The following is a 13,697-nucleotide window of genomic DNA, read 5'->3' as shown; positions in this document are numbered from 1 at the left end:
GAAGAGGTAGGCCAGGTACCCGAAGACCGTGAGGTAGGTGAGGGCGTAAACCCAGGTGACGAAGACCCCCATCACGCCTCCTCCTTTCTCTCCTCCAGGGCGACCAGAAAACCCCGGAAGCGCACGAAGCCCAGGTAGAGCAGGGTGAAGACCAGGAGGTTAAAGAGAAGGGCCTGGAGCATCTCCGGGGCTATGTGGATCTTGCCCGTGGTGAGGTCAATGGACTGGGTCTGGTGCAGGCTCCGCCACCACTTCACCGACATGTAGCTGATGGGCACGTTGAGGAAGCCCAGGATGCCCACCGCCGCCGCCGCCTTGCGGCGAAGCTCGGGGTCCTCTATGGCCCCCCGGAGGAGGAAGTAGCCCACGTACACGGCGAAGAGAATGGCGGTGGTGGTGAGCCGGGGCTCCCAGGTCCAGTAGACCCCCCAGGTGGGCCTGGCCCAGAGCATCCCCGTCACCAGGGCCAGGCCCATGAAGACCAGGCCGATCTCGGCGCTGGCCGAGGCCACCCGGTCGTAGCGGGGGTCCTGGCGGAAGAGGTAGAGGAGGGAGTAGAGGAAGGTGACGAGAAAGGCCAGGTAGCCGAGCCAGGCCCCGGGGACGTGCAGGTACATGATGCGGACCAGGTACCCCTGGTTCACATCGGGCGGGGCCGCCAGGGCCAGGTAGAGGCCCAGGGGCAAGAGGAGAAGCCCCAGGCCCAGGAAAACCCAGGTCAGGGCATCGGGGCGTTCCGGATAGGCCGCCTTAAGCATGGCATTCCTCCGTTTCCAGCATAGGCCCTCCTTGGCTTAGAAGTCTGTGGCCTCACCCGTCCATGACCAGGGGAAAGAGGAGGGCGCTGGCCGTCACGTAAACGGCGTCAAACACCAGGAGAAGCTGCCACCAGGAGGCCACCTCCCCCAGGGGAAGGCCTTCCATAAGCCCCGTCGTGGCCCGCACCGAGGCCAAGACCACGGGGACCACCAGGGAGAAGAGGAGGAGGGGCAAAAGGGCCTCCCGCCCCCGGAGCCGGGCGAGAAGGCCGGCGTAGAAGGTGGCCACGCTGGCGTAGCCCAGGGTGCCCAGGGCCAGGGTGAGGAAGAGGGAAAGCCCCCTTTCCAGGGGCAGGTAGAAGAGCCCCGCGGCCAGAAAAAGGGCCAGGAGGCTTAAGGGAAGAAGAAGGAGCATCTGGAAGAGCAGCTTGCCCAGGTAGATCCACTCCTTGCCCCCCGGGGCGAGGAGGAGGTCCTCCAGGGTGCCCTCCTCCACCTCCAAGGCGAAGGCCCGGGTGGAGAGGAGGGTGGAGAGGAAGGCCAGGGCCACCCATAAGACCCCTGGAGCCGCCCGGCGCAGGGGGGCCTCCTCGGGACCCAAGGCCAGGGCCATGATGAAAAGCATCGCCCCCAGGAAGGCCAGGATGGAGAGAAGCCCGGAGCGGTCCCGGACCTCGAGGCGGAGGTCCCGCAAGGCCAAAAGCCAGACCCGCCGCACCCCTCCCTCCCCTCCCCGGTCCAGGCCAGGGTAGGACGGCCTCATGCCCCCCCCAGCTCCAGGGCCCGGTCGGCCACCGCCTCGGCCAAGGCCCGGTCGTGGGTGGCCAGGACCACGGAAGCCCCCTTCCGGGCGTCTTGGATGGTCTCCAGAAGGAGGGTCCTTCCCTCCAGGTCCAAGGCGGTCTCCGGTTCGTCCAAAAGCCAAAGATCCGGCCTCAGGAGGGTAAGGCGGGCCAGGGCCAGGCGCTTCTTCATCCCGCTGGAAAAGGCGGCCAGAGGAAGGTCCGCGGGGAGGCCAAAGCGCCCCAAGGCCCCCCTCCAGTCCCCCCGGGCCCCGTGGAAGGCCAGGTCGAAGAGGAGGTGCTCCCGGGCGGTGAGGTGCCGGTGGAAGGCCGGGGGGTTGGGGAGGAAGAGGGCCCGGCCCCGGCGTTCCACCCGGCCCCGGGTGGGCTTCAAAAGCCCCGCCATGAGCCTTAAGAGGGTGGTCTTCCCCGAGCCGTTGGGCCCCAGGAGGGCCACCACCTCCCCCCGGTCCAGGGAGAAGCTCAGGTCCCGGACCACCCAGTCCCGTCCGAAGCGTTTGGAGAGGGCCTCGAGGCGAAGGAGCATGCCTAACCCAGTTTAGGGGTTTCGCCCGGGCCGAGAGGGGAGGGAAGGCCTTTCCGGAGCCCCATGGGGGTGGCCTCACAAGTACTTCTGTAGCCACTCCGGCGTGAGGCGCAGGAAGAAGGTGTTCAGGGCGGTGAAGGTGTCGGTGAGGAGGAGGACCCCCACCGCGATGAGGACCACCCCGGCAAAGACCTCCACGTAGTGGGAAAGCCGCCCCGCGCGCCTAAGCCACCCCTTTAGCCGCTCGGCGAAGAGGGCCACCAAGAGGAAAGGCACGGCAAGCCCCAGGATGTAGGCCAGGAGGAACCCCACCCCCCCTCCCACGGCGGTGAGGGTGAGGATGGCCCCCAGGATGGGGCCGATGCAAGGGGTCCAGCCCAAGGCCAGGGTGGCCCCGAGGAGAAAGGCCCCCAAGGGGCGGCCCGTCTCCCCCTCGTAGCGGAGGGAAACCCCCCACCTGGGCCTGAGGCCCAGCATGTAGAGCCCGAAGAGGATGAGGACCACCCCCCCAAGCCGGGCCAGGGTCTGGCGGTGCTCAAAGAGAAGCCCCCCCAGGAGGGTGAAGGGCAGGCCCAGGAGGAAGAAGACCGCCCCGAAGCCCAAGACGAAGAAAAGGGCGTTGAAGAGAGGCCGTCCCCTCTCCCCTCCCAGGTAGAAGAGGTAGGTGGGCACCAGGGGGAGCACGCACGGGGAAAGGAAGGAGAGCACCCCCGCCAGAAAGGCCGCCGTCAGGGAAAGCGTCATACCTCCATCCTAGGGCAGGGTGAGCCAGGGGAAGCGGCGCTTGGTCTCAGGGTCCAGGTGAAGAAGCTCCCGGGCGGGCATCTTGAGGGTGGGCAGGGTCTTCTGGTTGATGGGGGTATTGGCCTCGGTGATGCCGTTCATGTAGAGGAGGAAGGCCACCAGGTGGTAGACCTCCTCGTCCGTGAGGGTCCCCTCCTGTCCAAAGGGCATGGCCCGGCGGATGTAGTCAAAGAGGGTGGTGGGGTACTGCCAGTAGTTGCCGATGGCGTACTCTGCGGGCTCGGTGTCGGGGGTGATGGGGAAGGGCTCGGCCACCAGGCGGTTGAAGGGGTAGCCCTCCCCCCGGGCCCCGTGGCAGGAGGCGCACTTCTCGGCGTAGATCCGCTCCCCTTCCTCCACCCTCCCCTCCCCCGGGGGAAGCCCACGGCCGTCGGGGAGGACCACGGGCCTTAGGTCGTACTGGGCGGCGAGCTCCTCGCTGATGGGGGTGCCCAGCTGGTACCGGGCCCCCACCGCCAAACCCGCCAAGGCCAGGGCCAAGAGCGCGCGCCTAAACATCAAACACCTCCCCCCCGCATCCCCCGGCGGGGCCGGAAGCCCGGCCTCCCAGGGGCCGGTCCCCGTTCACCACCCGGCCGTCCGGCAGGATGCGCCAGGCCTGGATGGCGTTGTAGTGGTAGCGGTTGTTCCTCCCCCACTTCTTGAAGAACTCCTCCCGGGTGGGCTGGGTGTTTCCCTTCTCGTCCCAGGCCCGGCTCCAAAGGACCACCTCCTCGCCCCTCCAGTACCAGGGGAGCTTAAAGCGCACGAAGGCGTACCGCTCCACGGGGGGCTCGAGGGCGGCCTCCCGCCAGGTCCGGCCCTCGTCAAAGGAGATCTCCACCTTGGTGACCCGCCCGTGGCCGCTCCAGGCGAGACCCCGGATCTCGTGGAAGCCGGGCCGGATCCTCTGCAGCCCCGAGGGGTAGGTGATGATGGACTCGGGGTCCATGACCCAGGTGAAGGCCAGGACCCGCCCGTCGGCCATGACGTCGGTGTACTCGCTGGTCTCGTCCTTGGCCATGGCGGGGAGGTCCGTGACCAGGATGCGCCTTAGCCACTTCACCTGGATGCTCCCCTCCCACCCCGGCACCACCAGGCGCACGGGATAGCCCTGCTCGGGCCGAAGCGCCTCCCCGTTTTGCGCATAGGCCACCAGGACGTCCTCCATGGCCTTCTCCAGGGGGAGGGAACGGGTGTACATGGCGGCGTCCATCCCCTCGGGGATGAGCCACCTGGCCCCGGGCTTCACCCCCGCCTCCTTGAGGAGGAGGGCCAGGGGCACCCCGGTCCAGCTGGCGTTGGAGGCGAGGCCGCGGCTGCGGGTGGCGGTGAGATTGGGGTCCGGGGGGTTGCGGTAGCCGTTCTGCCCGTTCCCGGCGCACTCAATGAAGTAGGTGCGGGTAACGGAGGGGAAGCGCTTGAGGTCCTCGAGGGTGAAGACCAGGGGGCGCTCCACCATCCCGTGGATCACCAGGCGGTAGTGCCTGGGGTCCACCTGGGGCACGCCGGCGTGGTGGCGCTCAAAGTGGAGCCCGTTGGGGGTGATGACCCCTTCCAGCTTCTCCAGAGGGGCGAAGTCCGCCCCCGAGTGACGGGTGCGCAGGTTGGGGGAGATGTAGCGCACCACCTCGGCCTCGAAGGGGCTCCTTTCCCCGTACTCGGAAAGGGGCGCCCCCAGAGTCTTGGTGGGGGCGAAGGTCTCCTCCGTCCAGGGAAGCCCCTGGGCCTTGCCCTTGAGGAGGCCTAAAAGCCCTCCGGCGCCCAAAAGCCGAAAGAACCTCCTTCGGTCCATATACCCTCCTAGCGTATTCCCTTCCGGCAAGGGAAAACCCCGCCCCCCAAAGGGGCGGGGGTCTAGGCCCTCAGGCCGGGCCGAACATGTCGTTCCAAAGCCCCGTTGCCCAGCCGATGGCGGCGATGCCGTTCGCCTGGGAGCGCTGGTTGTCCACGGCGCTTTGGGCCTTGATCTGCTTGGCCGCCTCGTCCCAGGAGTAGTTGGCGGAGACCCAGATGGCCTCCTCCGAGTCCACGAAGGAGTAGCAGATGTTGTGGGGAAGCTCGGGGGGGATCTCGGCGAGGGGCTTGCCCTTCAGACGCTCCACGATCTGCCGGGCCACGATGGTGCCGGAGACGTAGGCCACCATGCCGCTCTTGGGGAAGGGGGTGTTGCCGGTAATGTCCCCCACCAGGTAGACGCGGTCGTCCTTCTCCGAGAGGAAGTAGGGCACCCGCACGTTGGCCCAGCGCTCCCCCAGGCCTGCGGTGCGCACCAGCTCCCCTGCCTTCATGGGGGGGATGATGTCCGCCAGGGCGAAGGGCACGTCCCCAAGCTCCGTCAGGACCCGCTTCTTCCCGTAGTCCAGCCCAGTGATGCGGGTGTTGGGGTGGTACTCCAGGTAGTCCTTGTAGAGCTCATTGTAGGCGGCGAGGAACCCCGGGGCCTTGGAGACGGGCTGCGGGTTGGCGTCCAGGACGATGACCTTGCCCTTGACCCCCTTGGTCTTAAGCCGCCAGGCCAGCATGGCCGCCCGCTCATAGGGCCCAGGGGGGCAGCGGTAGGGAGGGTTGGGGATGTACATGACCAGCTCCCCCCCGGTCTCGTCAAACTGGTCCAGCATGCGGCGTAGGGCGATGTGCTCAAAGGGCTTGAAGCCCACGGGCATGAGGTGCTTCACCTCGGCGTAGCCGGGGATGGCCTCGTACATGTAATCGATCCCCGGGGCCAGGACCAGAAGGTCGTAGGCCAGGTAGCCCCCCGTGGTGCGCACCAGGCGGCGGTCCCGCTGGATGTCCAGGACCCTTTCCTGGACGAAGATGACCCCGTCCTTGACCACGTTGGTGTAGTCAAAGACCAGCCACTCCAAGGGCTTCAGCCCCGCCAGGAAGAGGTTGGACATGGGGCAGGACATGAAGATGGGCTTCTGCTCCACCAGGACCACTTCCACCTCGGGGGCCTGCTGCTTCACCTTGCGGGCCACCGTGGTCCCCCCCCATCCACCCCCGATGACCACCACCCGGGGGGCCCGGGTGCGGGGGAGGAGGGTGGGGGGGCTGGCGTAGAACTCCTGGGCCAGGCCCTTGCCCCCCAAAGCCCCGGCCGCCGCCATGGCGGCCCCCGCCTTGAGAAGATCCCTGCGCTTCACCTTTGCCATCTTCCCTCCTCACTGACCAGGGCGGTAGGGAGCCCCGCCCGTGGTTTCCAGGATCTCCGTCATGACCTGCCGGGCCTCCTGCAGCATGGGCACCGCCTGCGAGCCCATCACCCGGGGCATGATGGTCATGAGCATGGGCTCAATGGCCCCCACCAGGACGTCCCTCCCCATCTGCATGGCGAAGAAGCGGCAGGGGGCGGCGAAACCCCCGGCGGGCTGGGTGAGGAACATGATGCGGGCCCACTCGCTCTTGCAGGGCATGATCACCGTCACCGGCCCCACCTTGACGTTGGGGAGGAGGTTGAGCCCGTGGGCGGTGAGCTCGGACTCCACCAGGAGCACCACGTCCTCCACCTTGGCCCCGGGCACCCGGTAGAGGAGGGCGGGCATCATGCCGCTTTGGGGGTCGGGCATGAGGGCGGGGGCCACCCGCTTCACGGGGCCGAGACGGCCCAAAGCGGCCTCGAGGCGCCAGGTGAGGCGCTCCACCTCCCCGCCGTAGACCTGGAGCATGGAGAAGAGGAGCCTGCCGTCAAAGGTGCCCACCATGTACCGCTTCCCCTCCCCGGTGACGAAGACCGTGGGGGGCAGAACGATGGCGGCCATGGGGTTCTTGCTCACGGCCTCGGCGCTTCCCTTCTCCGGCTTGAGCACGATCAGGCGGTAATCGGGGAAGCCCGGGCCCGTCACCTGGCGCACCTGCTCGCCCAGGTTCAGGACCCGCTCCACCTCCAGGCCCGAGGCCTTGAGGGCCTGGAGGGTCTTGGCCTCCACCTCCTCCAAGGAGCCTTGGACCTCCACCACCAGGGACTGGGCGGAGGCCAGACCCAGGACCAGGGTCAAAAGGGCAACCAGTTTCCTCATGATCCTCCCTCCACAGGAAGGCCGGCGTCCAGCCAGCCTTTGAAGCCGTGGGCTATGTTTTTGGCGTTCTTGTAGCCTATGGCCTGCAGAAACGCCGCCACCACCGCCGAGACGCTCCCCGAGTTGCAGTAGACGAGGATGAGCGCCTCCTTGTCCTTAGGAAGCTCGGCCAGGCGGTCCGGGACCTCCCCGGCGTAGATGTGCACCGAGCCCGGGATGTACCCCTTCTTCCGCTCCTCCAGGGTGCGCACGTCCAGAAGGAAGGGCTCAAAGAGGAGAAGGTCCCGGGCCTCCGTGGGGTAGACCAGATAGCTCGCCGGGGGCACCCGCTTGAGGAACCGGCCGAAGGCCTGGGTCCAGCCCTCCTCCCCCTGGGCCTTCCCCAGGGCGAGGAGGGGTAGAAGGGCGAGGAGGTCCCGGCGGCGCATCCTTACCTCGTGAAGAAGGGCAACTCCTCAAAGGCGTGCCCGGCCTTGGTGGCCTCGGCCAGGATGTAGGTGGCCAGGGCGATGTGCGCATCGGAGTAGAACTCCGGCTTGGGGATGCCGATGGACTCGTAGCAGAAGTCTATGCGGTCCTCAAAGGTGTAGAGGCGGTCCTCCTCAAAACGGTAGGCGGGCCACTCGTTGCCCAGGCCCTGCTTGGGGCTCCTGACCGGGGAAAGCCGCACCCGCTGGCCGGCGTACTGGTCGTGGCAGACGGCGCAGCTCATGTCCCTTGGGCCTGCCCGGGTATACCAAAGCTCCCGGCCCAGGTTGTACATGGCGAGCTCCTGGGGGTGCTTGGGCACCACCTGGATCTTGGCCTTGGAGGAGAAGGAGGCGATGTAGGTGGTGATGGCCCGCACCTCGTCCCGCTTGATCTCCTGGGGCTTGAAGCCCTGCACCCGCTGCATGCAGGTGTAGACCCTACTCTCCAGGTCCTCCACCCTTCCCGTGTCGGGGAAGTACTTGGGGAGGAGGGCGTAGACCCCTTCCAGGACCCCCGGGCCCTTGCCGAAGTCGCAGGCCTCGAGGGTCTTGCCCGAAGGCCCCTTCCGGTGGAAGAGCTCCTTCCCCTCCTCGGCGAAGAGCTCCCCCGGAAGGACGCCAAAGGTTTCCAGGTACATCTGCCGCTGGCGCATGGCCTCCTCAAAGGGGTCCAGGGGCTTGCTCTGCTGCGTGTAGGCCACAAGCCCTCCCAGCGCCCCCAGGGCCACCCCTGCCAGCAAGGCCAAACGCTTCTTCCGCACGCTCACGACTCACCTCCGGTTGATGGGGGACTCGGGGTCAAGAAGGAAGGCCACCAGGTCGGCGGTTTCCTCGGGGGTGAAGAGGCCGTGGACCCCGCCCCGGTACATGAGGGAACAGGGCACGAAGGCCCAGGCGTTGTAGATCTTCTCGTAGGTGTACCGCACCACCGCCTCCGACTGCCCCCGCTGGCCGTAGCCCGTGAGGCTCGGCCCCATGGTGCCGTGGGCCACCTCTCCCGGCACCCCGGCGTGGCAGGCGTAGCAGTTGCCCCGCTTGGGGTCGGTGAAGACCTTCTCCCCGTTTTTCCAGTCCCCCATGAGCTTCCCGCCCGCAGGGTAGCGGATCAGGGCCTTCTGCTCCGCCAGGAACTGGGGGATAAGGTCCGGGGGCAGCTTGTCCCGGTACTGGGAACAGAGGGCCTGCCCCTTGTCCTGGGAAAGCATCACCTTGGCGAACCCGGGGCCTCCGCTTTGGATGGCGGCCTCGAGGCGGGCCCGGAAAGGCCCCTGGGAGAGCCCCAGGCCCAAGACCAAAACGCCCACGGCCAAAACCGCTTTTTTTCTCATTCCCACACCTCCGGCACGCGGTAGTTGCGCCCCAAAACCTTGACGTTGGGCTCGGGCGGGACGCGCACCCGGCCCACGGACCTGAGGTAGTCGGCCAAGATCTCGTAGATGGGCCTGGGCTCGTGGCCTGGCTTGGCCTCCCCCACCCGCTGGAGCCTGCCCCCGTAGGCGGCCACCAGGTAGCGGCGGTTGGGGTCCAGGGGTTTGCCGTTAAGGGCGATCTCCCCCACCCGGCGGCCCGCGGGGGCATCGGGGTCCAGGACGTAGGTGAGGCCGTGTGTCCGGCTCACGTCCCCGCCTTGCTGGTAGAAGGGGTCGGGGGTGAAGACGTTGCTGGCGATGTCCTCCAGCACGGCCTTGATCTGCTCCCCCCGCAGGTAGAAGAGGTAGAGCTCGGGGTAGGTGAAGCCGGTAAAGGCGTAGAGGTGGTCCCAGGTGATGGCCTGCCCCGGGAGGAGGGTGGTCCCCCAGCGCACCGCCGGGCTGAAGACCACCTCCACCTCGGGGTAGAGGGCCCTCACCGCCTGGCCCACCAGCTGGTCCCAGGTGGAGTAGAGGGTGTCCCGCTTGTAGAGGAGGGTCTCGGAAACCGCCAAGGGGGCGAAGAGGTGGTTTCGGTGAGGGGCGAGCCGGGCCTCGAGGAAGGCCTCCACGTCCTCGGCCTTGGGAAGGTGCTGGGCCAAAACGGGAAGCACCCGCACCCGGAGGTTGGCGATGCCGCCCTTCCAAAGCTTCAGGTCCACCCGCATGAGGGCCTTGCCGGCGGCGCTCCCCGCCACGATCCAGGTCTTCCCCACCCGCCAGGGCAAGGGGGTGAGGTCGTGGGTGTGGCCGGAGAGGATGAGGTCAATCCCCCGCACCCTCTCGGCGAGGGCGGCGTCCAGTTGCATCCCGTTGTGGGAGAGGAGGACCACGGCGTTCGCCCCCTCGGAGCGGGCCTTGTCCACCGCCTCCTGGAGCCTCCTCTCGTCCAGGGCGAAGGAAAGGCCCTCCGTGAAGGCCTCGGGGTGGGAAACCTTCACGTAGGGGTAGCTCGCCCCCACCACCGCCAGGGCATAGGACCCCACCGGGTGAATCCGGTAGGCAGGGAAGAGGGGGTCCCCGAAAAGCTCGTCCACGATGTTGTAGGAGAGGAACTCCCCCCGGAAGGTCTTAAGAAGCTCCTCCACCCTTTCCCGCCCCAGGGTCCACTCCCAGTGGGAGACCATGTGGTCCACGCCCACGAGGTTCTGCCACGCCACGATGGCCTCCCCCTGGGTGAGGAGGGAGAGGCCGGAGTTGGTCCAGGTATCCCCGCCGTCCAGGACCAGCGCCCGCCCTCCCTCCGCCTCCACCCGGGCCTTCTGGTCTCGGATGAGGGCGGTGAGGGCGGAGAGGCCTCCCACGGGGCCGAAGGCCTGGGCCAGGGTCATGAAGTCCAGGTAGGAGAGGAGGTAGGCGAGGGGCGTCCCCCGGGCCACCCCGTAGTAGCGAAGGATGGCCTCCCCCGTGAGGTACCCGGGGCGGCCCATGAGGGGCTTGGGGGCGATGAGGTTGGGGGGCTCCATGAAGTAGTGGGGAAAGGCCTGGCCGTGGAGGTCGGAGAAGTAGAGGAGGGTGGCGTTGCCGAAGGGAGGGAGGTCGTAGAGGGACGAAGGGTTCTCCAGGGCCTTGGCCGCCCCCTTAGGCCCCAAAACGGCCAGGGCGGAAAGAAGCTTGAGGAGCTCCCTGCGGTTCATCTAGACCCCACCGCTGGCTTGGTGTTGAACTCGCTCTCCGGGTCCAGGAGGTAGGCCACCACGTCGGCGATCTCCTCCGGGGTGAGGAGGCCCTGGGCCCCGAAGCGGTACATGACCGTGCAGGGGAAGTAGGCCCAGGAGTTGTAGATCACCTCGTAGGTGTAGCGCTGCACCGCCTCGGACTGGCCCCGCTTGAGGCCGTACTTCTCCAGGCTCGGCCCCACATCCCCCCCCAGGTGGACCGGGGAGCCGAAGTGGCAGGAGAAGCAGTTGGCCTTCTGCAGGTTGTTAAAGATGGCCCCGCCCTTTTTCCAGTCCCCCATGAGCTTCCCGCCCGCCGGGTACTGGATCTGGGCCCGCTGCTCCTCCAGGAACTTGGGAAGGAGGTCTGCGGGCAGGCGGTTTTGGTGGAGGGAGCAGAGGGCCTGGTCGGGCCTTTGGTTCGCAAAAACCTCGGCGTAGGCCTTGCCTCCCGTCTGGATGAGCTTAAGCTCCCCCTCGGCGAAGTAGCGCTGGGCCAGGGCGAAGGCCAGGGCAAAGGCTAAAAAGGCTACAAGAACCTTCCGCATGCTTCCTCCTCACCGCACGAAGGCGGGCCACTCCTCCACCACCGCCCCGTTTGCGTGGTAGGCCAGGAAGAGCTCCAAAGCCAGGACGGGCTGGGAGTAAAGGGCAGGCTGGGGGTGGGCGATGTTGCCGTAGCAGGCCCGGATGCGGTCCTGCATGGTCCAGGTCTGGTCGTTGGAGTAGCGGTAGGCGGGCCAGTGCGTCCAGGACTTGTCCTTGCCCAGGACATCGGCGTAGGGCAGGACCCCGGCGCGACGCCCCACGTAGGTCACGTGGCAGGTGGCGCACCCCACGTCCCGGGCCCCGGTGCGGGCGTAGAAGAGCTTCTCCCCTAGGGCGTAAAGCTCCCGTTCCTCCGGAAAGAGGAGGCGCACCTGGATTTTGTGCCCCGTGGACTTGCTGGCCACGTAAAAAGCCACGGCCACCACCTCGGAGCGCTTGACCTGTTCGGGCTTGTACCCCTGGACCCGGGTCATGCAGGTGACGATGCGGCTGTCCAGATCCTCCACCCTGCCCGTATCCAGGAAGTAGCGGGGAAGCCGGGCGGCCGCTCCCTCCAACACCCCTTTCCCCAGGCCGAAGTCGCACTCGGCCATGGTTTTGCCGGAAGGCCCTTTACGGCGGAAAAGCTCCTCCCCTTGCGCCACCACCAGCTCCGTGGGGAGGATGCCCGCGGTCTTTAGGAGAAGCTCCTTTTGGCGCTTGGCCTCCTCCCTGGGGTCCACATCCCCCTGGGCCAGGGCCACGGCCAGGAGGAGAAGCGCCAAAAGCACCGCCTTCTGCATACGCCACCTCCATAAAGGCGCCCGGGAAAGCCCGGGCGCCTGCCCTACGCCAGCTCCAGCTTGACCGTGCCCTCGCCCGTGTCCCCGTCGGTGTCCTTGAGCCTGACGGTGAAGGTCCCGGCCTTCTCCGCCTTGAACTTGAAGCCGTAGAGGGGGTTGGCGCTGGTGGAAGGCCCGGGGCGGGCCTCCGCCACCTTCTCCCCCTCAAAGTAGACCTCCACCAGGTTGATGTACTTGGCGGGGATGAGCTTCCCCTCGGCGTCCCGGCGGGTGCCGGGCTCGTTGGGGTGCTGGGCCACCGCCTGGAGCTTGAACTCCTCGCCCACCTTGGGCTTGGCCGGGGTCGTGCGTACGATCACGCGAATCGCCATGGCTCACCTCCTTAACCGCACCCGCCCACCGTGACCCGGGTGCTGGCCGAGGCCAGGAGAAGCTTCCCGTCCGCCGTTTCCACCACCGCACGGATGGCCGTGGTCTCCGCCAGGCGCACCCGGGTGGCGTAGTAGGGTAGGGCCTTCATGGGCATGAAGCTCACCAGGCGGGGAGTGGGGTTCTTGTCGGCGAAAAGGTGGACGGCCTTGACCTGGGCCGAGGGCAGGTTGACCTCCACCTCGGCGGGCACGTTGGCCCCGCTTTCGGCGATGGCAGGCATGGTGAGCTTCACCAGATCGGAAGGGGCGAGGTCCTTGAAGCCCTTGCCCAGGGTCTCCTGCAGGGCCTTTTCCAGGTGGGCCAGGTCCTCGCCCTCGAGGCCCTGGGCCCTCACGGGAAGCCCCGAAAGGGCCACGGCCCCCAGGGTCATGCCGGTTGCCTTTAGAAACGCTCGCCTATTCACACGCACCTCCCTTGGCACACATCTGGCGCAGCTCCTCCAGGAACTGCGCCCGGGGCCGGCTGCCGAAAAGCCGGCCCACCTCTTCCCACGCCCCCTTGCGGAGGGCGAGGAAGACAAAGGTAGGGGTTCCGGGCACCCGGAAGCGCCGGACAAGCTCCTGCCCTTCCGGGGTTTCGGTGCCCACGGAGGCCACCACGAACCGCTCCTCCAAAAGGCGGCTCACGGCCGGGTCGGAGAGGACGAAGGTGTTCATCTGGTCGCAGTAGGGGCAGTGGGGGCTGTGGAAGTAGACCAGGACCATGCGCCCGTGGGCCTGGGCCAGGACCTGGGCCTGGGGCAAGGGATACCAGCGAGCGAAATCCGGGGCCGCCAGGGCCAGGCCCAGAAGGAGCATCCAAAGTACCCGGTATACGTACATACTTCACACCGCCTGGGTACACCCAAGGACATTTGTACCTTACCCGCAGGTCAGGAAAAAATCAAGAGCCCCGGGCGACAATCCCCCGTGTACTTATTCACAAGCCCCCTTCCCTTATCCCACACCGCCCGTTCATACCCCCAAAGAGTAAACGCCTTAAGCCAGGCTAAAGGTACACCCCTTGACGGGGGGCTAGGGACAAACTACCCTATACCCCGGAGGGTAAAGATGAAGCGGACCCTTATGGCTTTCCTCCTTCTCGGCGGCCTGGCCTTCGCCCAGGCGGACGGCGCCAAGCTCTACGCCCAGTGCGCGGGGTGCCACCAGGCGAACGGGCAGGGCCTTCCCGGGGCCTTCCCGCCCCTGGCGGGCCACGTGGCGGAGATCCTCTCCAAGCAGGGGGGGCGGGAGTACCTCATCAAGGTCCTCCTCTGGGGCCTGCAGGGGCAGATTGAGGTGAAGGGTATGAAGTATAACGGGGCCATGCCCGCCTTCAACGGCCTCAAGGACGAGGAGATCGCCGCCCTCCTCACCCACATCGCCACCGCCTGGGGGGACGACAAGAAGGTGAAGGACTTCAAGCCCTTCACTCCCCAGGAGGTGAAGGCCCTCAGGGAGAAGAAGCTCACCCCCCAGCAGGTGCTGGAGGAGCGGAAGAAGCTGGGCCTGAAGTAGCCCCTCTCGGGC

Annotated in this window: 18 protein-coding genes; 1 reads left to right on the top strand and 17 read right to left on the bottom strand. The window is 67.2% G+C overall.

Annotated elements, in window-relative coordinates; genetic code table 11:
• Window positions 1-71 precede the first annotated feature (71 nt).
• The 17 genes from ccsA to ACZ5RK_RS04800 all read right to left on the bottom strand — a co-directional run bounded on the left by ccsA (window position 72) and on the right by ACZ5RK_RS04800 (window position 12,986).
• The gene (ccsA, locus tag ACZ5RK_RS04880) at window positions 72-758 is read right to left on the bottom strand and encodes a cytochrome c biogenesis protein CcsA (RefSeq protein ID WP_464909887.1); all 687 of its coding nucleotides are present in this window, start codon (window positions 756-758) and stop codon (window positions 72-74) included.
• A gap of 52 nt (window positions 759-810) precedes the next feature.
• Window positions 811-1,476, bottom strand: coding sequence for a heme exporter protein CcmB (locus ACZ5RK_RS04875; protein ID WP_464910056.1), 666 nt, complete (start codon window positions 1,474-1,476; stop codon window positions 811-813).
• Between the two features lie 41 nt (window positions 1,477-1,517).
• Window positions 1,518-2,087: an ABC transporter ATP-binding protein gene (locus tag ACZ5RK_RS04870; protein ID WP_464909886.1), complete on the bottom strand. Its 570-nt coding sequence runs from the start codon at window positions 2,085-2,087 to the stop codon at window positions 1,518-1,520.
• A 75-nt stretch (window positions 2,088-2,162) separates the two neighbouring features.
• Window positions 2,163-2,831: a cytochrome c biogenesis protein CcdA gene (gene ccdA / locus ACZ5RK_RS04865; protein WP_464909885.1), complete on the bottom strand. Its 669-nt coding sequence runs from the start codon at window positions 2,829-2,831 to the stop codon at window positions 2,163-2,165.
• Window positions 2,832-2,840: 9 nt separating this feature from the next.
• On the bottom strand, window positions 2,841-3,389 hold the full coding sequence (locus ACZ5RK_RS04860; protein WP_464909884.1) for a c-type cytochrome: 549 nt from the start codon (window positions 3,387-3,389) through the stop codon (window positions 2,841-2,843).
• Window positions 3,382-4,665: a sulfite dehydrogenase gene (gene soxC, locus ACZ5RK_RS04855; protein ID WP_464909883.1), complete on the bottom strand. Its 1,284-nt coding sequence runs from the start codon at window positions 4,663-4,665 to the stop codon at window positions 3,382-3,384. Before soxC ends, ACZ5RK_RS04860 begins: the two co-directional genes overlap by 8 nt.
• Before the next feature lie 70 nt (window positions 4,666-4,735).
• The gene (locus ACZ5RK_RS04850; protein WP_464909882.1) at window positions 4,736-6,025 is read right to left on the bottom strand and encodes an FAD-dependent oxidoreductase; all 1,290 of its coding nucleotides are present in this window, start codon (window positions 6,023-6,025) and stop codon (window positions 4,736-4,738) included.
• Between the two features lie 9 nt (window positions 6,026-6,034).
• On the bottom strand, window positions 6,035-6,889 hold the full coding sequence (locus ACZ5RK_RS04845) for a translation initiation factor 2 (protein ID WP_464909881.1): 855 nt from the start codon (window positions 6,887-6,889) through the stop codon (window positions 6,035-6,037).
• Window positions 6,886-7,317 (bottom strand): rhodanese-like domain-containing protein, encoded by a 432-nt coding sequence (locus ACZ5RK_RS04840; protein ID WP_464909880.1) that lies wholly within the window; start codon window positions 7,315-7,317, stop codon window positions 6,886-6,888. Before ACZ5RK_RS04840 ends, ACZ5RK_RS04845 begins: the two co-directional genes overlap by 4 nt.
• Before the next feature lie 2 nt (window positions 7,318-7,319).
• Window positions 7,320-8,126 (bottom strand): sulfur oxidation c-type cytochrome SoxA, encoded by an 807-nt coding sequence (gene soxA, locus ACZ5RK_RS04835; RefSeq protein ID WP_054647294.1) that lies wholly within the window; start codon window positions 8,124-8,126, stop codon window positions 7,320-7,322.
• Window positions 8,127-8,129: 3 nt separating this feature from the next.
• Window positions 8,130-8,687: a sulfur oxidation c-type cytochrome SoxX gene (soxX, locus tag ACZ5RK_RS04830; RefSeq protein WP_464909879.1), complete on the bottom strand. Its 558-nt coding sequence runs from the start codon at window positions 8,685-8,687 to the stop codon at window positions 8,130-8,132.
• Window positions 8,684-10,405, bottom strand: a complete 1,722-nt coding sequence (soxB, locus tag ACZ5RK_RS04825; RefSeq protein ID WP_464909878.1) for a thiosulfohydrolase SoxB — start codon at window positions 10,403-10,405, stop codon at window positions 8,684-8,686. The genes soxX (ACZ5RK_RS04830) and soxB overlap by 4 nt, the downstream gene beginning before the upstream one ends.
• Window positions 10,402-10,974, bottom strand: coding sequence for a sulfur oxidation c-type cytochrome SoxX (gene soxX, locus ACZ5RK_RS04820; protein ID WP_464909877.1), 573 nt, complete (start codon window positions 10,972-10,974; stop codon window positions 10,402-10,404). The genes soxB and soxX (ACZ5RK_RS04820) overlap by 4 nt, the downstream gene beginning before the upstream one ends.
• A 9-nt stretch (window positions 10,975-10,983) precedes the next feature.
• A complete protein-coding gene (gene soxA / locus ACZ5RK_RS04815) occupies window positions 10,984-11,757 on the bottom strand; it encodes a sulfur oxidation c-type cytochrome SoxA (protein ID WP_054647295.1) in 774 nt (257 codons plus the stop codon).
• A 44-nt stretch (window positions 11,758-11,801) separates the two neighbouring features.
• On the bottom strand, window positions 11,802-12,128 hold the full coding sequence (gene soxZ, locus ACZ5RK_RS04810; protein WP_054647296.1) for a thiosulfate oxidation carrier complex protein SoxZ: 327 nt from the start codon (window positions 12,126-12,128) through the stop codon (window positions 11,802-11,804).
• Between the two features lie 11 nt (window positions 12,129-12,139).
• A complete protein-coding gene (gene soxY / locus ACZ5RK_RS04805) occupies window positions 12,140-12,592 on the bottom strand; it encodes a thiosulfate oxidation carrier protein SoxY (RefSeq protein ID WP_464909876.1) in 453 nt (150 codons plus the stop codon).
• Entirely contained in the window at window positions 12,585-12,986 is a 402-nt protein-coding gene (locus tag ACZ5RK_RS04800) for a SoxW family protein (RefSeq protein WP_464909875.1), read from the bottom strand. Before ACZ5RK_RS04800 ends, soxY begins: the two co-directional genes overlap by 8 nt.
• Window positions 12,987-13,238: 252 nt before the next feature.
• Here ACZ5RK_RS04800 and cycA point away from each other — a divergent pair, with 252 nt between their 5' ends.
• Complete coding sequence (gene cycA / locus ACZ5RK_RS04795) at window positions 13,239-13,685, top strand: cytochrome C-552 (RefSeq protein ID WP_464909874.1); 447 nt, start codon at window positions 13,239-13,241, stop codon at window positions 13,683-13,685.
• The last annotated feature ends 12 nt before the right edge of the window (window positions 13,686-13,697 follow it).

Source organism: Thermus kawarayensis JCM 12314 (assembly GCF_055393575.1).
Note: the sequence above shows the minus strand (reverse complement) of the source record. Positions and strands in the feature narration are given on the sequence as shown.